Below are 19,352 nucleotides of genomic sequence, written 5' to 3'. Positions count from 1 at the left end.
GAGAAATAGAATACCATATTTAAATTTACGCAACAAGAACAAAATTAATACACCCATGCATAAATTAACTCAATACCCCGACGGCAAGTTGATTGGGCTAAAATGTTTATTCATCACACGAATACCCTAACGCTTCGAGCCCTTTTTCTAAATAATAAGCAATTAAAGGTTTAGCGAATAAATAGTCAGTCAGGTTATCTGCCAAATTGTTTTTTGCCTCTTGTTGGGCAGCATCCCATTCGTAACCTTCAAAATCGCCTCTTCCTACATACATTAATGCGAGCAGCGCAACTTTTTGCTCCTGATCGAAGGCCTCTATCTCTTTTTTCACTTCGATATAACAAAGATCATCAACATGATCAGCTAAAACCTGTGCCCAATCATATTCATAGGAAGAATCAGGCATTTTTTCGCTAAAGGTTACTTCTTCTTTGGCATGAAACTCCCTTGCGCGGGAAATAATAAAACAAACAATTTCTGGGTTAATAGTTAAGTTGTTTTTATTGACCATTTCAACATCCTTTTCCTTATCTAAACGGAATTAATAATCGTTACTAGCGTTGTTGATGACTGAGGTAATAAAATCATTAGTTAACATAAGAAGTTACAGGAGCAGCATTCCACAAAATACATTGTGGGGCAGGAAGGGCGTAAGCTGTAACGACATTATTAATAATACTCCTTAATAGTGCCTTTTTACCGCTAGAAATACCTTTCACCTTTTCCACTGTACATAACACATCTTTTTGTGAAAGATACACTGTGCATCCCCCATCTTCAGTGGCATTGCGCGTATAATTTATATCTCGAGTCGTCATACTATAAACGCGGCTCGCATTGTTTTCAGGGCTTGGAAGCCTTTTAATACTGAATGGAGAGGTAATATGGTGTTCACCATGATTGTCTATACCGAAGGCAGCTGTATTAGCCAAATCAGTAATCCCATCCACCACAATAGAAATTGTACTAGTAAGCTCTGGCGGAACAGGAAGCTTTTGTACTTCAAAGTGAACATCTGGCGTCACTACTTTTGTAAATTCTTCGGTAAACAGCGGGAGTTGAGCCGTTTGGTCACTTCTTAAATTTGACTTTATCGTTTCAAAAGAGAACCAGAGATGGTTATAGGCATTAATGCACAACTGTACTTCTTTATCAGAATAAGAGCTCGCAAAGCTGATATGGGAAGTACTCAGTAAAAAACAGAAGATTATAAATAGTCGTTTCATCATTCTTTTGGTTTTATTTTTGAATTAACAGTATAAAACGACAATACTTTATTTTTCAAGAAATTAGCGAACTATTTTTTGCCACATAATTCCTGTAAAAGCCACAGAAAAAGGATTTATTTCATGTGACTTAGGATTCGAACCAATTGATTGTTTTTTACAAAACCAACAATTTTTTCAGCATGTTGATGCGTAAAGGGTTTATTGAAATAACCTACCATTCCAACGGCTTTTGCCTTGTCTCGATACTCAGGTTCAATATGGGAAGTAACCGCAGCAATGGATGTTTTTTTATTTAAAACACTTTGTGATTTAATTTGAGCAGCAAGATCAAAACCATCTAATCCACTACCAAGATTTATATCCATTAAAATGACATCATAGTGATGACTATGCGCTTTTTGTAAGGCACACTCAGCATCATGTGCGACATCAACAATGCATCCGTGTTGCGCTAAGCTAGCCTCGATCGCCATTTGCGCAATCTCGGAGTCCTCAACGATCAAAATATGTATTGGATAACTCATTTTAAGCTTTCCTTTATAAGAATATTTATACACTGGGCAACATTAGACTTTATAAAAAAGTATCATACTTTCAGTTTTTGCGTAAATCACTCTCTAAAGTTTACCTATATAATACAGAATGTTTTTATTTTAGTCACTAAGTTTTTTTAGCAATGCCTTTTACATCACTTCATTGGATTAAGATTAGCAAATAAGAATCGTGCGTTGAAATAGGCCTTCAGAGCCACTCGAGAAGATTTATTTTTTTATTTTTTGTTTATTTAATATTCTATGCGTATAATTATTGATAATAACTAAAGCAAGGACTGCCACCATGAAAAAAATACTAATGCTTGCAGTAATTCTTACTTCAGCAGCGCTAATAACAGGTTGCGGTTTTACCAATTGCGGTTATTCAACATGTACTTCATGCTGTAGCACCAGTTACTATGGTGGTTGCTGCGGCTCTAATGGATGGTACTAATTCTTTACACCATTTATCTGCCTTCGTGGTTTAGGTCTGACTTACCCTAAAACTCAATTGGGTAAGTCAGTCCTGCCCGTTTGCTATAGACAGATGACTAGCATTTAAATAACGCTTGGCCCTTTCTCCATCCATGATGGTTAAACCGATGCGATGCTCTAGGTATAAAAACACCTAATTTTTGAAATGCAGCAAACTGAGTACGCGCAATTAAAAGGGTCATTTTTGCATTATTTTCATTAAGTTGATCAACCAATTTGCTCACATCTGCCCACTCAGTTTTGGGAGTAGCCATTATGCCTTTTAATTGCATTTTAAGGGCCATTTTTTTCTTAATTAAAGGCGTCAGCTGCTCATGTAAATTGTCCATAATATTCCTTAACTCACCTTGTTGTTCAACAGTGAGTATGCCTCCCATTCTTTGACAGTAGTATTTATTCTTCATGGGCATATTATTGACGGTGATTGTGGAAGATTGATTTGCAGAAACGCCTGTAGTACCCAACATCAAAATGCTGAGCATCGTGGTTATCATTAATTTTCTTAAATACATGGTTTATCTCCTCTTCTTTACAAACTCATATAGATTAACCATGTCATGTAATAGGCTTATGACAGTAATGAAAAACATTGTAACGATGTTGTTACGAAGAGTTATTTAGTCAGTCAAAATATCTCATCATGAAAAGAATTAGAAACACTCATTGAATTCATAGAAATTAAATAGACTTTGAGCTTGAATTAACTCAACAATACCGTGTAAACTGGGTAAAATTTTTAACCAGTCGGCTAAAGGAAGGGTTCAACGTTGGCTAAAATTATAGTTGTAACATCGGGCAAAGGTGGCGTGGGTAAAACCACAACTTCTGCAGCTTTTTCTTCAGGTCTTGCCTTGAAGGGTCATAAAACAGTAGTCATTGATTTTGATATAGGCCTTAGAAACCTCGATATCATTATGGGGTGTGAGCGCAGGGTTGTTTATGATTTTATCAATGTCATTAATGAAGAAGCGAGCTTAAATCAGGCTTTAATTAAAGATAAGCGCATTCCTAATCTATTTATATTACCTGCATCTCAAACACGTGATAAAGATGCCTTAACCCTAGCAGGGGTTGAAAAAGTGCTGTCTGATTTAGCAAAAGAATTTGAATACATTATTTGTGATTCACCAGCAGGAATAGAAGCGGGAGCACACATGGCAATGTATTTTGCTGATCATGCTATCGTGGTCACAAACCCTGAAGTTTCCTCCGTAAGAGACTCAGATCGCATTTTGGGGATCTTAGCAAGTAAAACCAAGCGCGCAGTTGAAAATGCAGGGTCTGTTCAAGAGCATCTATTATTAACTCGCTATGACCCAGAACGAGTCGAAAAAGGCGAGATGCTCTCCGTTGATGATGTAAAAGAAATTCTTGCAATTCCTCTTATTGGGGTCATTCCTGAATCCAAAGCAGTTCTTAAAGCCTCTAATACAGGAACACCGGTCATTCTTGATGAAGCCAGTGATGCTGGTCTTGCTTATCAAGATGCTATTGCGCGTTTTCTTGGCGAAAGTAGACCGATGCGCTTTGTTACAAGTGAGCGTAAAGGATTATTACGCCGCTTATTCGGTAAAAACAAGGAGGATGTGCCAGCATGAGCCTATTCAGTTATTTAAGAAGACGCAATAATACTGCCTCTGTAGCCAAAGAGCGCCTTCAGATTATAATTTCGCATGAGCGCTCTCAGCGGAATACGCCTGACTATCTGCCGAAATTACAAGAAGAAATTTTAACAGTGATTGCCAAGTATATCCGCATCAATCGCGATCAAGTCAGCGTGAATCTTGAGCGCATGGGCGACAATGCCGTACTTGAGCTGAATGTCACAATGCCTGATGAAGCTTTAGAGGAGGCGGATAGGTAATCATCCTTTCCTCCACGGTCCGCTATCCACACCCAGTCATCCTGAGCAAAAGCAAGGACCTCCCGACTCTTGGTAGTACCTTATCCCAGGAGATCCTTCGCTTCGCTCAGGACGACAATCTATAGGGTCATCCTGAGCAAAAGCGAAGGACCTCCCGACTCTTGGCAGTACCTCATCCCAGGAGATCCTTCGCTTCGCGCAGGACGACAATCTAGGGTCATCCTGAGCAAAAGCGAAGGACCTCCCGACTCTTGGCAGTACCTCATCCCAGGAGATCTTTCGCTTCGCTCAGGACGACAATCAACACGCAGGACGACAATAATCACTTTAGGAGCAACAGCAACCGTTACAATTAAACCTTAAACCGTTTCCGTTGCTAAATCATCATGACTATTTGCTTTTTCCTTTTTATTAACATTATCCGCAGATTGCCTTCGCAATTCTTCATCTGCGAAATCATCTACTGCAATAATTTCCTGCCTTGCCTGCTCTGCATCCCTTAATTGCTGCGCCTCTTTAGCATCCAGAATACCAGCACGTTCAGCTTCATCTATTCGCTCAAGCAAAGTTAATGAATGCAAGACGCCTTCTCTGCTTGCCCGACTCACCCTCTGTTCCAATGATTCCACAGCACAAAGTTTAAGAAAAGCCTCTTCTAATCTTCCAAGAGGACAATTAGGCAAGGGTTCTGCAAACACAAACCGTGTTAAGCGAGTCCGAGTATCATTGGGTTCAGTGAGTAAATGCGCTACTTTTTGGCTTAATTTATCAGAGGGTTGAGGACGCTGGGTTCCAAATGGTTGTAAGAATAACTTCAGAACAATGCGAGCCCAGCGCATTGGAAAATTTGCAATGACTCCGCGAATAGCAAACTCACATTCATGCAGCAATTGCTGACAGCACCACTCCACTAAGGGCAAATCTGCAAGTGGCTCGCCATCATCATGAAAACGCTTCAAGACTGCAGAAGTAAGGTAGAGTTTACTCAGTACATCGCCTAAACGAGCTGAAATCATTTCTTTACGCTTCAACTCACCACCTAATACAACCATTGAAAAATCAGCAAGAAAAGCAAGATTTGTGCTGTAGCGATGCACGAGCTGATAATATCGTTTTGCAGCACTGGCGGGTGCTCTTGTCAATCGAGCATCAGTCAATGCAAAAATAAGTGATTTCGTTAGGTTAGCCAGAACAAATGCGGCATGCCCCCAGAAAGCTTCATCAAATTGATGCAGGTTATTTCCTCTTACACTTTCTAACTCACGAAACACATAAGGATGGCAACGGATAGCACCCTGACCGAATATGATTAAATTGCGAGTTAAAATATTTGCTCCTTCAACGGTAATTCCTATGGGTGTATTTTGATAGCCACGGCCGAGATAATTGTTTGGGCCTAGGCAAATTCCCTTTCCACCATGAATATCCATTGCATCCATTACAACCTGCCGGGCGCGTTCAGTAGTATTAAATTTTAATATGGCACCTGCTACCGAAGGTTTTGCCCCTTGATCGATTGCAGCTGACGTCATCGTTAATCCTGCATCGATAATATAAGTATTCGCAGCAATACGGGCTAATGGCTCCTCGATGCCCTCAAAATTAGCGATGGGCTGATTAAATTGCTTACGAATCCTCGCGTAAGCCCCACTTGCTAGAGCACCTGCTTGTGTTCCCCCCGTGGAACTGGAAGGTAAAGAAATGGCTCGACCTGCACTCAAACATTCCATTAGCATCCGCCAACCGTGCCCAGCCATAGCCGCGCCGCCAATCAAACAATCAATGGGAACAAATACGTCTTTCCCTTGCGTTGGACCGTTTAAGAAGCCGGTATTTAAAGGGAAATGGCGTCTTCCCTTAATCACTCCAGGGGTATTAGCGGGTATTAAGGCGCAACTGATGCCAACATCATGACCCTTACCTAAAAGATTTTCAGGATCAAATAAGCGAAAGGCCAAACCAATAACTGTCGCTACCGGGCAAAGGGTAATATAACGCTTATTCCAAGTTAAGCGAATTCCCAATACCTCCTGACCATTGACAGTTTGCCGACCTATTACCCCTTTATCTGGTATAGAGGCTGCATCTGATCCTGCATTAGGTCCCGTTAAGGCAAAACAAGGGATTTCTCGTCCATCAGCTAACCGAGGCAAATAATACTCTTTTTGTTCTCTGGTGCCGTATTTTAAGAGTAATTCAGCAGGTCCAAGGGAATTAGGAACAGAAACAGTACTTCCGACAGTGACTGAGCGGCCATAAATTCGCGCTAAAATAGCCACTTGCGCTGTGGCAGAAAAATCAAGTCCTCCATACTCTTTAGGAATGATCATGCCAAAAAACCCCTTCTCCTTGAGGAATTGCCACATCTCTGGAGGCATATCAGTGCGAACGTGGGTAATATCCCAATCGTCGATCATTCGGCATAATTCATTGACAGGTCCATCCATGAACGCTTGCTCTTCAGCGGTGAGTTTCACTGTTGGAGCATTAAGCAACGCATTAAAATCGGGTGATCCACTGAATAAATCCCCTTCCCAGCTGACAGTTCCAGCTTCCAAAGCTTCACGCTCAGTTGCTGACATAGCAGGCATTGCTTTACTTATAACGGCAAAAAGCCGCTTAGATACTAGATTTCTACGCAATGGTTTTATTGAACTGAAGACAAGCATTGCAAACACTGCCCACAGGAAAAATTGAGCAATTAAACCCGGTGAACCATAGCGCTCAATCAATAGAGCAAATATCGCGTAGCTGATCGTCCAGACCATGATCGACGCTTGCCGGGTTATTAATAAGAGAACTCCCAATATAACGGCCAGAATAATCAGACTATGCAACACTGTTTTCTCCTTATCAGTCAACAATTCAGTATTTTCCACGGTAACCTACTGCTTTCGGGCACAGGAGCCTCTAGTAATCAATCCTTAATGAGCAACAATTCATCAATTCAGTATAGCATCCAAATGGCTGAGGATTTGCTTCGCCACTTGGGCTGGATACTCCATGGGAAACATATGCGTACCCTTCGTTTGATAGCCGGGTATATTGTAATGTTTCTCCATGTAACGAATATCAAGCCTGTCCACCACATTACTTTTGTCGCCGTAAATTAATGCAGATGGAACTACAAGTCGGCCTTCGTACTCGGATAAAGTGTGAGGTATTGTCCGGTAAATTAAATATTCAATGTGGCGATCAAACCGCAGCACGTAGCCGTCTTCCGTTTTTTTTAATCCGTAATCAATATAATCTTGTAAACATTCATCGGTAAATGTTCTAAACAACACCCTGGTTCGCAGATAAGCAATAAGCTGTTCTCTACTTTGCCAATGTTTTCTGCGTCCACGTGTCCGTGCAGCCGGTGTCACTCGATCAATGACTCCTAATGCTTTTGCCAACCGCACCATACTTGACTTAAAGCGACCAATTAACGGCGAATCAAGCATAATGACTGCTCTAAACAACGATGGCTGCTCTATTGCTGCAAGAAGACTTAGTACACCACCTAAAGAGTGCCCCACCGCAATCACAGGTTGTCTACTTTGCTCCTTAATGCTGTTGATCACCTCATCAACTAAATAATGCCAATTTTCAGTAACCGGAAATTGAGGGTTATGCCCGATTCGATCGATATAACAACAGTCATAACGAGCCTCTAACCCATTCAATAATTGCCTGTAACAAGGTGATGGAAATCCATTACCGTGTGCAAAATGGATTAATTCTCTCACGCAACCACCAGTTTCTGGCTTTCCCTTTTAAGTGATACTACAGCATAACTAAAATAAATAATAAAAATCAGTGGCATAAAAAATCCGTATTGGTTGGAAAAGCGTCCTAATGTCAAAAGAATCCAGAGGACAACCATGAAGGGGGTAATACTAACCATCGCTAAACGGCAGGATTGCGGGTAACTAATGGAAAATTTGAATAATTTTGCAATGAATTGTCCCATCAAAGCAAACGCAAGCAAAAGAATGAGGAACATAGCAAAAAAAATCAAAGCGACAGTCGGATAAATCAAAATTGCAAAAAAGATTTTTAGATTCGTCATTCCTGATGCTTTAACCCACTCCTTTCCATCAAAAACGGAATTACTATGCTCATTAAAAGGATAAACATAAATAGGGCTTACAGGATTTTGCACACCGCTTGTGTTAAAGAAAAATTGCGGCGAAGGAAATCGATAGAAAAGTTTATCTTTTGTGATGAGAATATTTAAAAAAGGATAGGTTTTATCTATCGTCTTGACTGTGCCGGTGGTATCAACAATGGCCACCACCTGATTTTGCTTGTTTTTTATCATGTAAGGCATTGGTTTGTCCAAACTTACAGTCCCATTCTGTATATACAGTGTGGGGAGCTGCTGCAGCGGTTGGACCAAATCCTCAACAAAAAAGCGATTAAAATCTGCTGCTACTCGCAATGAAAAAGGGAGCGTCACCACAAACATCAAAAGGAGCAAATAGCCAATTCCTAATCCCTTCCACCGCTTACCCACGTCAACATATAACTCATTATTAAAAAAAGAATGGTACAAAGCCTGCCAATAGCGATAAAAAGGTTTATCGATTTCTCGTAATGCTGTCTTATCTTCAGCCATGCCAGCCTCCCAAACGCAAACCTGTTTTTTGATGAAATAAATTTGCCTTATTTACAATTAGTTCTACAGCGAGTTGGTTATCAATCACTTCAATATCGGTTGATGTTCTTACTGCAAATCGTGCTTTCCCACATTGACTTGAAACTTGGATCAATTTATCCGCACCCATATCATCAATATATTCTACTTTTACTAAAATTGCGCCTTCTTTATTTCTTGGTGCAATCGTCAAATGCTCAGGCCTGATCCCCAAAACTACCTCTTCTCCGCAAGCAAGAAACTCGGTCATTTTAGGTAATGGTAGCTCAATACCAATATCAGTCATTATTTTCTGGCAACTCCGATTAATTTTTGCTGGTAAAAAATTAATGGGATAATGACCAGTAAACCCTGCCACAAAAAGCGAAGCGGGTCGCTGATATAAATTTTGTGGGGTATCAATTTGTTCTACTTTTCCTTTATTTAATACAAGAATTCTTGAAGCCAGAGTCATGGCTTCGGTTTGATCGTGAGTCACATAAAGCGAAGTTGTCTTTAACTGCTGATGCAGTTTTTTGATCTCTTGACGCATTTCGCTACGTAATTTTGCATCAAGATTTGATAACGGCTCATCAAATAAAAACACGGCAGGAGAGCGGACAATAGCTCTACCCATCGCAACACGCTGTCGTTGGCCACCTGAAAGCTCCGCGGGTTTACGTGTTAAGTAATCACCTAATTGCAGTAAAGACGCGACTTCGGTTACTTTTTGTCGGATTTGGTTGCGCTTCACTCCACGCATCTTTAAACCGTAAGCCATGTTATCAAAAACAGACATGTGTGGATAAAGGGCATAGCTTTGAAAAACCATGGACATATCCCTTTTGGCAGGTGGAATCGCATTAACGCACTGATTATTAATTAAAATATTACCGCTACTTACCTCATCCAAGCCGGCCACCAAACGAAGCAGCGTGGATTTACCACAGCCTGAAGGGCCAACAACCGCCACGAACTCCCCTTTATTAATCTGCAAATTAATTTGATCCAAGATAAGTTGTTGGCCACGGTATTTGCTCACTTCTATTAAATTGACGATTGCCATTTAATGCGTTAACCCCTTTTCAAACCAACGTTGCATGGTTACCACCACTAAACAAGGCGGCAACAGCGCAATCAATGCAACGGTCATAATGTAGTGCCATTGGGGAATTTGATCAGCAACACCTGCCAAATAACGAATCCCCATTACAATGGTGGCCATATCAGTCTCAGTCGTAATAACCAAAGGCCAGAGGTACTGATTCCAGCCATAGACAAAGAGGATAATAAATAAAGCAGCAATTTGCGTTTTTGATAAAGGGAGAAGAATATCGAGAAAAAAACGTACGGGCCCGGCTCCATCCAATTTTGCTGCATCAACAAGTTCTTTCGGCACCGTTTTGAAAAATTGCCTAAATAAAAAAGTTGCAGTTGCGGAAGCCATCAACGGTAATGTAAGCCCTGCAAATGTATTCAACCAAGAAAACGAGGCAATGACCTGAAAGGTAGGCACAATACGAACCTCCACTGGCAACATCATGGTTGAGAAAATAATAGCAAAAAAGAACCGTTTCAATGGAAGTTCAAAATAAACCAGAGCAAATGCCGAAAACAAGGCAAAAATAATTTTACCCAATGCAATTAAAACAGCCATCAGAAAACTATTTAATAACAACTGCCCTATCGGTTGTCCTCCTGTTGCCACTAATCCTTCAGTCAGTACGGTCTTAATGTTATGAAATAACGCGGTACCAGGCCATACAGGTAGAGGAGCATGCATCATTGCGGAACCTTCATGGCTAGCAGCCACAAGCGCTAAATAAAGAGGAAGAAACAAGAAAATAATAAACCCAATTAATAAGCTATGAGCAAGTACCTGGCGTAAACGTTTCATTCGTAATGCACCTTTTTTTCAAGGTAGCGAAACTGAAACAGTGTGAGCGCAATGACTATCCCCATCAGCATGACTGATTGGGCGGATGAGCTACCTGGATCCATACCCACAAAGCCATCTTTGTACACTTTATAAATGAGTGTCGTAGTACTGTTACCTGGCCCCCCATGCGTCATGACATCAATAATACCGAATGTATCAAAAAATGCATAAATTAAATTCATGACAAGCAAAAAGAACGTTGTCGGAGAAAGAAGAGGAAAAATGATTTGCCAAAAACGTCGCCAAGCAGACGCCCCATCCAAAATCGCTGCTTCTAACAAAGACTGAGGAATGGCTTTTAATGCAGCAAAGAAAAAAAGAAAATTATAGCTAAACTGTTGCCAACTGGCGGTTAGGATAATGACAAGTAAAGCCTGGTTAGCATGAGTCAGGTAATTAAAATGGACGCCTATGCTTTGCAAGCCATGAGCTAACCACCCCATCGTAGGTTGACAAAGAAAACGCCACAAAATCGCTGCCACGGCTGGAGCAACAGCATAAGGCCACAAAAGCAAAGACTTATACATTTTTTGGCTTTTACCTCGGCCTTGGAGCACGGTAGCCAATAGCAGCCCAAGACTCATGGTGGTTAAAGTAACGCAAAAAGCGACTACTAAAGTAATCCCTAATGCCTTACCATAATCCGGGTCTTGCAATAAATCAAGGAAATTGGTTAAAGCCGCAAAACGATGGTACAGACCAAATGAGTCGCTAAAAAAAACCGATTCGATTAAAGCAGAAAAGGCAGGCCAAATAAAAAATAAAACAGTAATTATTAATTGGAAAGAAATAAAGAAAAGCGCCAATTTCTTATGCTTCGTGTATTTTGCCATCAAACAACCAAGTTGCTCGCGTGAGCAAAAAGTATAACCCTAAGAAACTTTAAAACGCTAGGTTAAAGAGAGGTTTTTGATTCGCTCTGTCCATTCTATTCCAATTCTCCTATAAAAAATCCATTCTATTGTTCAATCAACGCAAATGAGTTATCAATATAACTTTTCAAACTATTCTTAGGAATTTTATGCGTTACGTAGCCATCGATACCCCTGGACAAGAAAGTCGTTTAATCCTACAAGAGCAAGACAAGCCTAGCTATAACAACGATCAACTCTTAGTTCGAGTCAAAGCAGCTGGGATAAATCGTGCCGATTTAATGCAAAGGCAAGGTAAATACCCACCTCCACCCGGCGAATCGGCTATTCCTGGGCTGGAAATTGCCGGCGAGGTGGTCGCACTTGGGACTCATGTTAAAAATTTTAATGTGGGTGATCGCGTGTATGGGTTAGTGGGTAGCGGAGGCTATGCCGATTATTGTTGCCTGCATCACTCCCTCGCAGCACCCATCCCTAAAGACTGGAGTTTTGATTATGCTGCAGCTATCCCAGAGGCCTTAATCACTGCCCATGCCACGGTATTTTCAATCGGCCAATTAAAACAAGGGCAAACCCTGCTTATCCATGCCGCTGGTAGTGGGATTTCCTCTTTCGCAATTCAGATGGCAAACCATATTGGAGCGAAGGTAATCACTACCGCAAGTCATCCAGACAAGATGGAAAAAGCAAAACAGCTGGGTGCGCAAATCATCATTAACTATAAAGAAGACGATTTTGCCGAGCTAATTAATACAGAATCCGTTAACTTAGTAGTGGATTTTATTGGGGGTTCTTATTTTCCTAAACATTTAGATTTGCTCAAACCAAAAGGCAAACTAATACAGATCGCCTCCATGCAAGGGCATAAAGTGGAATGTAATCTGGCCACATTAATGAGAAAGCGCCTACACATTATAGGCTTTGTATTGCGATCCCAATCGCTTTCTGAAAAAGCAGCACTGTGGAAATCAGCGCAAGAACATTGGGCTACGCCCTTGCTCAATAAACACATTATGCCGATCATTGATTCGGTGTTTGAATTTGCTGAAATTGAACAAGCCCATGCTCGCATGAGAAGCAGCGCGCATTTTGGCAAAATTGTTATCCGTATGGATTAATTGGGTATTGCTATCACTTTTTTATTAATAATTGCTCATTACCATTGCAATTCGTCTTCTTTTTTTGCCAAAAAAAGCAATTTTTATGGTAGAATGAGGGCCATTTTTTATAGAATAGCTTGATTATGTTGAATAAAAATCTTTTTAAGTCATTGATCTTAATTGGTTTGATGCTGGTTTATTCTTTATCCTTTGCCATTGATGTGCCTATTTATGATTTTCCTTTAGAGACCTACAGCCAAAATAGCAATGATTATTTGCCAACAGACAGTGAGGATTATTCCACCTCGATTCTCAGCGAAAATTATCAAAAAAAACAATTAAAACAATTCTACAATCACTATTATGCTAGTGATGCTCAAGGACTTTCTCCATGGAGTGAACAGATGGTTAAATCGGTTCTCCCAATAGTGCAGAAAGTTGAACCGCAAATCCTAGACGATTTCAACAATCAAAATAAAGCGCCTATCGATCGTCATTATTCCGAAAATTTTAAAGAAAAAACCCAATTATGGTGGAATAAAATCAAACGCAATATGGCCCTAGATGCCCTTTTAGCCAGTAATTTCAAAGAAGAAAATAAAGCCATCGCTGTAACGAATACTCTGGCTCGCGCTTTGCCAGACTCTGCGCCAGATTTTTATCATGTGAGTCTTCCAGGTCAAGGCTTTCCTTTTGATAACTTACAAGAGTCCGCCATTTGGGCTGGGACACCGCTTTATGTGGTCAGTACTTCACAGGATAAAGCATGGTCATTAGTTCTTACCCCAGATGCCTATTTTGCTTGGGTAAAAAGCAGTGATATTGCTTATGTCTCGAGTCAATTTATTAATCTATGGCAGCAAGCCGCACAAAAAAATCTGGTTGCAATCACTAAAACGGAGGCTAGTATTGTTGATACAAAGGGTAATTTCCGTTTTACAGGATACGTTGGGGCTGTATTCCCTCTTGCTCAACGCAATACGCAAAAAACATCTCTCTTAATCCCTGTTAAAAACGAGCATAATCAGGCGATCATTAAAACCGCCGTCGTTCAATCTCACAACGCCGAAGTAATGCCCTTAGCGGCATCGAAAAAAAATCTTGTTAAAATTCTCAGGCAATTAAAGAATCGCCCCTATGGCTGGGGAAGTACTTTCTTTTTTAATGACTGCTCCCAAGAGATGAAAAGCATTTTCACTCCTTTTGGCCTATGGCTACCAAGAAATTCGGGAGCACAAGGACAATTAAGCGCCTCCCTCGATTTATCTCAAAGCGATATGGATCAACGCCTTGCAGTGCTTAAAGAAAAAGGTCATCCATTGATGACACTTATCTATATTGGTGGTCATGTCATGTTGTATGTGGGCAATAAAAAACTGAATAACCAGGAAACAGAAGCCATTAGCTACCAAAATGTCTGGGGTCTATCACCTAAAAACCGAGATAAACGCTATGTGATAGGCCAGTCTGCTTTTCTTCCTCTTCTTAAGTACTTTCCCGAAAATCCGGATATTAATTCGCAAGCCAATGCCAAGTATTTCAAATTGGTTTATCTGGATCAATTACAAACAATACCAGAAACACCACAAGCCTTTTCAAAACACTTCATGGCCAAACTTGAGCAACCTGTTGGCTTTAGTAATTAATCGATAAGCTCTATATACATGATTATCATCTTGCGCGCAGCGAAGGACCTCCCGACTCTTAGGACATAGCCTGATGGAGGAGCTCCTTGTGCTGTGTTCAGGATGACGAGCAATGTAATGTTCTATAATTAATCAGAAAGGTTATTTAGGAGTATTCCCATGTTAAGCACATCTATTAAGAGCTATCTGGATAACCACAATATAAGCTATAAAACGGTCAGCCACCCAAGAGCCTATACCGCTTTGCAGTGCGCACAAGCAGCCCATATTAAAGGAGGCAATTTTGCTAAGTCTGTTGTTGTCAAATTGGATGGTAAGTTTGTACTTGTCGCAATTCCTGCCCACCTTCGCCTAGATTTAGATGAATTTAAAAAAGAGACTCGTGCAAAAGACGCAGAAATTGCTCATGAATACGAATTCCAAGATAAATTTTCAGACTGCGAAATTGGGGCTATACCCCTTTTAGGGGAGCTCTACGGCATGGATGTCTACCTTGCAGACAGTCTGGCACATCAAGAATGGTTAGCTTTTAATGCAGGTAATCATAATGAGTTATTAAAAATCAACAGCAAAGATTTTTTAGCTTTAGTGCATCCGAAAACGTTATCGTATTGTTAAAAGTCATCTTATTAGCAAAATAAAAAGACGAGATAAGAAGAACGAGGCTTAGACAAAACGAATGAAAGATAAGTCCATATTGATTGTAGAAGATAACGTTAAGTTAGCAAATTACCTCAAAGAAAGCTTACAAGAAGCAGGCTATGATGTTTCTATTGAAAAACGTGGTGATAGAGCGGTCTATCGCATCATTCGTGAGCAACCTTGCCTAGTGATATTAGATATCATGCTTCCTGGCATGAATGGGGATCAAATATGCCATACCATTAGAGATGAGTATTTAGGAAAAGTACTCATGCTAACAGCAATTAATGATATTGAAAGTGAAGTATCCTCTTTAAATTTAGGAGCGGATGACTACTTAACTAAACCTGTTGCAGACGAGGTTTTGAAAGCAAGAATAGAGGCATTGTTACGTCGACCCAATTTAGTGAATAATCAAAATCAATTTCAATTTGGCAATTTTTCTATCAATTTTAGTACTAAGAGTGTTCATCTCTTTGATAAAGAAATTTCAATAAGTACCAGTGACTTTGAAATGCTTGCTTTGTTGGTTAAAAACCATGATAGGTTGCTGAGTCGGGATAGCATTATGTATGCCCTTTCCGGGCATGAATACGATGGGGTTGATAGAGGTATCGATTTAAAAATCTCACGTTTAAGAAAAGCATTGAATGATAATAATAAAAAGCCCTATCGTATAAAAACAATCCATAAAAAAGGATATATTTTTGTATCAGCGGCTTGGGAATAAATATAGATCACAGCCACCGTTCTTATGTAAGTCTTATGAAAAATAGTAAAAAACTCTTTTGCCTCGACCTTGGGGGGTTTCGTCCAGTTATGAAAGCTTCACCAAATATATCGCAAATCGATAATCATTTACCCTCGACAAAGTAGCATTTTAAAATGCCTGTACAATATATATACATTTGAGCCAAGTGTTTTTGATAAAATCAACTTATTCTTTTAAGTAATAGTCGAGATGAGCCATGAAAGACGCTGCAATAGAAATTTTAATATATAAACCAGATCCAGATCATCCACTCCCTGAAAATCAGAGAGGTGTGGTGATAAATCCTCACTTAAAACAAAGGTTCAAGCAATTTATTCCCATTGGCGCCTATTTAGAAGGCTCTGACTTGAAGTATTATTTTTTCGATCAGTGTGATAAATCCCCAAAAATCTATAGTAGCTTGGATGAACTCAAACGAGACTTACCGGAAGAACTAGACAATATATTTGAGAAAAACCCCAAATTATTTATTATGGGCCATGCTAGTGGTGGCGAATATGGTATGGGAAATTGCCATGGCCCAAGTGAGCAGTTATATGATGATAATTTTGATAATTTATTACATGCTTTTAAACGAACATTGCCCGCACATCATGGTGAAGTTTTTGTGACTTTAGAAGGTTGTAATACAGACAACCAACTTAATGCTGTAGCAAACTCACAGGAAAAAACATTTTTAGAAAGAGTATCAGCGAAACATCCAGAAATCACGTTTGGTGGAACTGGACCATGGGGTGCGCAAGATGTACAAACAGGCTTTCGATCCCTTTCCCCGGCATCCCCAATCACATCGATGGCAGGAAATATTTGGAAGGCTGGAAACAGTGTTATTTTTCATCACGGTGAATACCAAGTTGCCGTTCGAAAATCTTTGTTTGCCTCAACACAAACAGCTAAAGAATTAAAAGTTAACACCATCGAATATGCTCGTGCAATTCTAGGTGAAGACGGAGCTGATGAGCAAATAGCAAAAATCGCTTTAAATCGAGATATTCTAACTATTCAAGATTTAGAGAAAATTGATGGTTTTCCAGAATTGCGATTTGAAGGAGATGATGTTGCAAAGTTTGTTGAACAGGAAAACCAAATATTAGGTAAAGAACAAGAAAATTATTTAATACGTGTCCGTGATATCTTAGGTCGGGCAGATCCTATAGAACAACTGACAGATAGAGATGTACTAGAAATTCTCTTAGGTTTACAAGAACCTTCTGTATTTAAAGGTCATGAAGGCTTGCGAGAGTTAATTCTATCTAATAAAGCTTTGTTAAATTTGGCAATAGTAAGTTGTGGAAAAGTCCTTATTGGTGGCCCAAGTAATGATAGCGTCATTGATTTATTATTAAAACATGGCGCTGATATTAATAGTACAGATAAAAAAGGCATGACGAGCTTACACTATGCAGTCCAGAATTTTTATAACTATAGAAAAGAGCCGCTAAATCTCATTAAAAAGTTATTAGAGTGTGGTGCTAGCCTTGAAGTGCGAAATGAAAAAGGACAGACTCCTATCGAGACAGCGCAAGAACATAGCAAAGATGGAAGAGTAACTGCTCGTGATAAGCTTCTCGCATCTTTGAAATCGAGCGATCCGCTGCCAACGCCCTTAGAACTAAAACAATCTGTTAGACAAATATTTCAGATGAGTCAACACAAGGCTGATGAACTGCTTTCGTTACCTATTGCGAAACGTGAATATAGCAAATGTAGTGAAGGCACTCTTTATATTCCTGGAGATGTAGTGGAAAAGTTGCATGGAATCTTGCAATCTGCAAAGGGGAATAATGAACTATTATCGGTGTTTGAATCAGAGCTTAGTATGGTTATCAGTGCTCTTGAAAAAGGCATTGGGACTGGAGAAGTGGTTGATGGCGAGGACGATGAATTTATCCCTAAACGTTTTGAAAACGCAAAATTCAAATTAACAGCGGTTATGGACGCACTGGTTGAGATGAAACAAGAGATGGATACTTCAAAAGATGCTAAAGTTGGGGTTCAACTTCCAAAACTAAACTCTTAATCGCTAAGAGCATACTGGAAGTACTATGGTGAATCGAGCACCTTTTAATATCGGTGATTGTGTAGCCATGACCTTTCCTCCGTGGAGATTAACAACTTTTTTAACAATAGCTAATCCTAACCCAATATGTTTATCTCCAATTCCGGAGTCTTCGGCAATGGTATATTCAGAAAAAATGTCATCCGCACCATCATCCGGCAAGCCTGGGCCATCATCGTCTACGTGAAGTAAAATATGACTCTTATCCTGCGAAATGGTTAAAGAAATAGTGTGCGCTGCAAATTTCATGGCATTTGTAATCAAATTGGTAACTGCGTGTTTTAAAATATTTTGATCTATATATGCTTTCAAAGAATTTAACTCATTAGAATGAAATGTAATTTCAAAGGGTGAGGAAGAATAAGACTCTAATAACTTTCTTAACCATACTATTATATCAGTCTCAGACTGTATTAATTTCAATTCGTTCGAATGCATTTTTGAGTAAATTAAAAAAGTGCTGACCAGCCGATTCATATCTGCAATATCTTCTTGTATGCTGTTTAGCTGTTTATTGAGCAATACATCTTCAGCGTTTTTCCTTTTGATACTATCCGTCGCCATTTGTATGGTTGACAAAGGGGTCCTAATTTCATGCGCGACAAATCGGCACATTTGTTTATGTGATTCAATCAGTTTTTTTAATTGCTCACCCATTTGGATGATATTTCTGTACAGCCCATACAAAACAGAGGTAGTCCCTATTTTCCGATGAAAATCAAAGTTCCCTTGACTGAAATGTTTAGTTATCTGATACACCTTTTTCATATTTCTAACAAAAAGCAATGAAAAAAAGGCAATAAAGCAGAGGGATAAAAAAAAGAAAGTCCCTATAAAATAGTACATAACATCACTGATTCTTGCCATAACTGGTAGATAGTTGAGTGGGCCTATTTTGAGTATTCCACCACTAAAACTATAATAGAGAATAACAATTTGTGACGAGTTTTTATTGGTTTCAAATACTAAACGCTTTGTTGATAAAGAATTAATTATATTATCAGGTAAGTGTTTACTTTTAATTTTATAAACATGAAGAGGAAAACCATATATTTTTTCTAAATGTAATAGTTCATTACTCCATGTATTTTTTGATTTTGATAATAAATGTTGGACGATTTGTATTAAAACAGGATTCATATAATTAAAAATAATGTCGCCAGGATCTGAAAAATTGTAAGCTAATGCATATGAAGTATTACCCATTTTTTTATACGCAGTATGTTCTACAATTACCTCGTTTAGAAATTGATAGGTTTTACCTGATAAAAAAATGATTTCACCATTATTTAATTGATTATTCTGCTCCAGGGTGAGTTTTAGACTGTCGATTGCTATAAGATGAATAAGATTATCTGTTTTTTTCTTTATTATTGAATCCCAGGTTGATTTTGGGTTATTAATTAACTCTTTTTCTAAACTAATTAAAAGCCCTTGTGACGTCGTTTTCCCTGCATTAACAACTATCTTTTTCTCAACTGACTTTAAATATTTAAAAAATGCCAAAACAAGAATTAAAAAAATCACAAAGAACGCAGTCAATATTTTAATATAAATATTAAATTTCATTACTATGTACT

At 39.2% G+C, this 19,352-nt stretch carries 19 protein-coding genes; 8 read left to right on the top strand and 11 right to left on the bottom strand.

The window, feature by feature from the left end; all coding sequences use genetic code 11:
* Positions 1 to 106: 106 nt before the first annotated feature.
* The 3 genes from B5D33_RS05120 to B5D33_RS05110 form a co-directional block, all read right to left on the bottom strand.
* Positions 107 to 511, bottom strand: a complete 405-nt coding sequence (locus B5D33_RS05120; protein ID WP_058451381.1) for a DUF3775 domain-containing protein — start codon at positions 509 to 511, stop codon at positions 107 to 109.
* A gap of 76 nt (positions 512 to 587) precedes the next feature.
* Positions 588 to 1,229 (bottom strand): hypothetical protein, encoded by a 642-nt coding sequence (locus tag B5D33_RS05115; protein ID WP_058451380.1) that lies wholly within the window; start codon positions 1,227 to 1,229, stop codon positions 588 to 590.
* Between the two features lie 113 nt (positions 1,230 to 1,342).
* Entirely contained in the window at positions 1,343 to 1,753 is a 411-nt protein-coding gene (locus B5D33_RS05110) for a response regulator (protein ID WP_058451379.1), read from the bottom strand.
* Between the two features lie 313 nt (positions 1,754 to 2,066).
* Here B5D33_RS05110 and B5D33_RS16575 point away from each other — a divergent pair, with 313 nt between their 5' ends.
* Complete coding sequence (locus B5D33_RS16575) at positions 2,067 to 2,216, top strand: hypothetical protein (protein ID WP_165481449.1); 150 nt, start codon at positions 2,067 to 2,069, stop codon at positions 2,214 to 2,216.
* Between the two features lie 97 nt (positions 2,217 to 2,313).
* Here the strand turns inward: B5D33_RS16575 and B5D33_RS05105 are convergent, their stop codons facing one another.
* A complete protein-coding gene (locus B5D33_RS05105) occupies positions 2,314 to 2,769 on the bottom strand; it encodes a Spy/CpxP family protein refolding chaperone (protein WP_058451378.1) in 456 nt (151 codons plus the stop codon).
* Between the two features lie 255 nt (positions 2,770 to 3,024).
* Between B5D33_RS05105 and minD the strand changes: the two genes are divergently transcribed.
* Both minD and minE read left to right on the top strand, forming a co-directional pair.
* The gene (minD, locus tag B5D33_RS05100; RefSeq protein WP_058451377.1) at positions 3,025 to 3,855 is read left to right on the top strand and encodes a septum site-determining protein MinD; all 831 of its coding nucleotides are present in this window, start codon (positions 3,025 to 3,027) and stop codon (positions 3,853 to 3,855) included.
* Entirely contained in the window at positions 3,852 to 4,121 is a 270-nt protein-coding gene (minE, locus tag B5D33_RS05095; RefSeq protein ID WP_058451376.1) for a cell division topological specificity factor MinE, read from the top strand. Before minD ends, minE begins: the two co-directional genes overlap by 4 nt.
* Before the next feature lie 359 nt (positions 4,122 to 4,480).
* On the opposite strand, the gene B5D33_RS05090 is transcribed toward minE, so the two are convergent.
* The 6 genes from B5D33_RS05090 to B5D33_RS05065 form a co-directional block, all read right to left on the bottom strand.
* On the bottom strand, positions 4,481 to 6,958 hold the full coding sequence (locus tag B5D33_RS05090; RefSeq protein ID WP_411550295.1) for an acyl-CoA dehydrogenase: 2,478 nt from the start codon (positions 6,956 to 6,958) through the stop codon (positions 4,481 to 4,483).
* A 105-nt stretch (positions 6,959 to 7,063) separates the two neighbouring features.
* Positions 7,064 to 7,852, bottom strand: a complete 789-nt coding sequence (locus B5D33_RS05085) for an alpha/beta fold hydrolase (RefSeq protein ID WP_058451374.1) — start codon at positions 7,850 to 7,852, stop codon at positions 7,064 to 7,066.
* A complete protein-coding gene (locus B5D33_RS05080; protein WP_058451373.1) occupies positions 7,849 to 8,724 on the bottom strand; it encodes a DUF1189 family protein in 876 nt (291 codons plus the stop codon). The genes B5D33_RS05085 and B5D33_RS05080 overlap by 4 nt, the downstream gene beginning before the upstream one ends.
* The gene (locus B5D33_RS05075) at positions 8,717 to 9,808 is read right to left on the bottom strand and encodes an ABC transporter ATP-binding protein (protein ID WP_058451372.1); all 1,092 of its coding nucleotides are present in this window, start codon (positions 9,806 to 9,808) and stop codon (positions 8,717 to 8,719) included. Before B5D33_RS05075 ends, B5D33_RS05080 begins: the two co-directional genes overlap by 8 nt.
* The gene (gene ugpE, locus B5D33_RS05070) at positions 9,809 to 10,639 is read right to left on the bottom strand and encodes a sn-glycerol-3-phosphate ABC transporter permease UgpE (protein WP_058451371.1); all 831 of its coding nucleotides are present in this window, start codon (positions 10,637 to 10,639) and stop codon (positions 9,809 to 9,811) included.
* The gene (locus B5D33_RS05065; protein WP_058451370.1) at positions 10,636 to 11,514 is read right to left on the bottom strand and encodes an ABC transporter permease subunit; all 879 of its coding nucleotides are present in this window, start codon (positions 11,512 to 11,514) and stop codon (positions 10,636 to 10,638) included. Before B5D33_RS05065 ends, ugpE begins: the two co-directional genes overlap by 4 nt.
* A 188-nt stretch (positions 11,515 to 11,702) precedes the next feature.
* On the opposite strand from B5D33_RS05065, the gene B5D33_RS05060 reads away from it, so the two are divergent.
* The 5 genes from B5D33_RS05060 to B5D33_RS05040 all read left to right on the top strand — a co-directional run bounded on the left by B5D33_RS05060 (position 11,703) and on the right by B5D33_RS05040 (position 17,733).
* Complete coding sequence (locus tag B5D33_RS05060) at positions 11,703 to 12,671, top strand: NAD(P)H-quinone oxidoreductase (RefSeq protein ID WP_058451369.1); 969 nt, start codon at positions 11,703 to 11,705, stop codon at positions 12,669 to 12,671.
* A gap of 125 nt (positions 12,672 to 12,796) precedes the next feature.
* Positions 12,797 to 14,299, top strand: a complete 1,503-nt coding sequence (locus tag B5D33_RS05055) for an SH3 domain-containing protein (protein ID WP_058451368.1) — start codon at positions 12,797 to 12,799, stop codon at positions 14,297 to 14,299.
* Positions 14,300 to 14,458: 159 nt separating this feature from the next.
* Complete coding sequence (locus B5D33_RS05050; protein WP_058451367.1) at positions 14,459 to 14,917, top strand: aminoacyl-tRNA deacylase; 459 nt, start codon at positions 14,459 to 14,461, stop codon at positions 14,915 to 14,917.
* A 61-nt stretch (positions 14,918 to 14,978) separates the two neighbouring features.
* Complete coding sequence (locus B5D33_RS05045; protein ID WP_078767345.1) at positions 14,979 to 15,671, top strand: response regulator; 693 nt, start codon at positions 14,979 to 14,981, stop codon at positions 15,669 to 15,671.
* A 238-nt stretch (positions 15,672 to 15,909) separates the two neighbouring features.
* Positions 15,910 to 17,733, top strand: a complete 1,824-nt coding sequence (locus B5D33_RS05040; RefSeq protein WP_078767344.1) for an ankyrin repeat domain-containing protein — start codon at positions 15,910 to 15,912, stop codon at positions 17,731 to 17,733.
* A 3-nt stretch (positions 17,734 to 17,736) separates the two neighbouring features.
* Here B5D33_RS05040 and B5D33_RS05035 read toward each other — a convergent pair whose 3' ends face one another.
* On the bottom strand, positions 17,737 to 19,341 hold the full coding sequence (locus B5D33_RS05035) for a sensor histidine kinase (protein WP_078767343.1): 1,605 nt from the start codon (positions 19,339 to 19,341) through the stop codon (positions 17,737 to 17,739).
* Between the last annotated feature and the right edge of the window lie 11 nt (positions 19,342 to 19,352).

Origin of the sequence: Legionella maceachernii, from assembly GCF_900167045.1 — a bacterium.
GTDB lineage: Bacteria > Pseudomonadota > Gammaproteobacteria > Legionellales > Legionellaceae > Tatlockia > Tatlockia maceachernii.
The sequence above is the reverse complement of the archived record's forward strand: the minus strand, read 5'-3'. Positions and strand labels throughout refer to the sequence as shown.

What these genes read in the sequence shown, in the direction of transcription:
- ugpE (WP_058451371.1), bottom strand. Translation starts at nt 10,639, where the DNA reads ATGAAACGTTTACGCCAGGTACTTGCTCATAGCTTATTAATTGGGTTT.
- B5D33_RS05040 (WP_078767344.1), top strand. Translation starts at nt 15,910, where the DNA reads ATGAAAGACGCTGCAATAGAAATTTTAATATATAAACCAGATCCAGAT.
- B5D33_RS05120 (WP_058451381.1), bottom strand. Translation starts at nt 511, where the DNA reads ATGGTCAATAAAAACAACTTAACTATTAACCCAGAAATTGTTTGTTTT.
- B5D33_RS05080 (WP_058451373.1), bottom strand. Translation starts at nt 8,724, where the DNA reads ATGGCTGAAGATAAGACAGCATTACGAGAAATCGATAAACCTTTTTAT.
- B5D33_RS05065 (WP_058451370.1), bottom strand. Translation starts at nt 11,514, where the DNA reads ATGGCAAAATACACGAAGCATAAGAAATTGGCGCTTTTCTTTATTTCT.
- B5D33_RS05060 (WP_058451369.1), top strand. Translation starts at nt 11,703, where the DNA reads ATGCGTTACGTAGCCATCGATACCCCTGGACAAGAAAGTCGTTTAATC.
- B5D33_RS05105 (WP_058451378.1), bottom strand. Translation starts at nt 2,769, where the DNA reads ATGTATTTAAGAAAATTAATGATAACCACGATGCTCAGCATTTTGATG.
- B5D33_RS05110 (WP_058451379.1), bottom strand. Translation starts at nt 1,753, where the DNA reads ATGAGTTATCCAATACATATTTTGATCGTTGAGGACTCCGAGATTGCG.
- B5D33_RS05050 (WP_058451367.1), top strand. Translation starts at nt 14,459, where the DNA reads ATGTTAAGCACATCTATTAAGAGCTATCTGGATAACCACAATATAAGC.
- B5D33_RS05045 (WP_078767345.1), top strand. Translation starts at nt 14,979, where the DNA reads ATGAAAGATAAGTCCATATTGATTGTAGAAGATAACGTTAAGTTAGCA.
- B5D33_RS16575 (WP_165481449.1), top strand. Translation starts at nt 2,067, where the DNA reads ATGAAAAAAATACTAATGCTTGCAGTAATTCTTACTTCAGCAGCGCTA.
- B5D33_RS05055 (WP_058451368.1), top strand. Translation starts at nt 12,797, where the DNA reads ATGTTGAATAAAAATCTTTTTAAGTCATTGATCTTAATTGGTTTGATG.
- B5D33_RS05115 (WP_058451380.1), bottom strand. Translation starts at nt 1,229, where the DNA reads ATGATGAAACGACTATTTATAATCTTCTGTTTTTTACTGAGTACTTCC.
- minE (WP_058451376.1), top strand. Translation starts at nt 3,852, where the DNA reads ATGAGCCTATTCAGTTATTTAAGAAGACGCAATAATACTGCCTCTGTA.
- B5D33_RS05075 (WP_058451372.1), bottom strand. Translation starts at nt 9,808, where the DNA reads ATGGCAATCGTCAATTTAATAGAAGTGAGCAAATACCGTGGCCAACAA.
- B5D33_RS05035 (WP_078767343.1), bottom strand. Translation starts at nt 19,341, where the DNA reads ATGAAATTTAATATTTATATTAAAATATTGACTGCGTTCTTTGTGATT.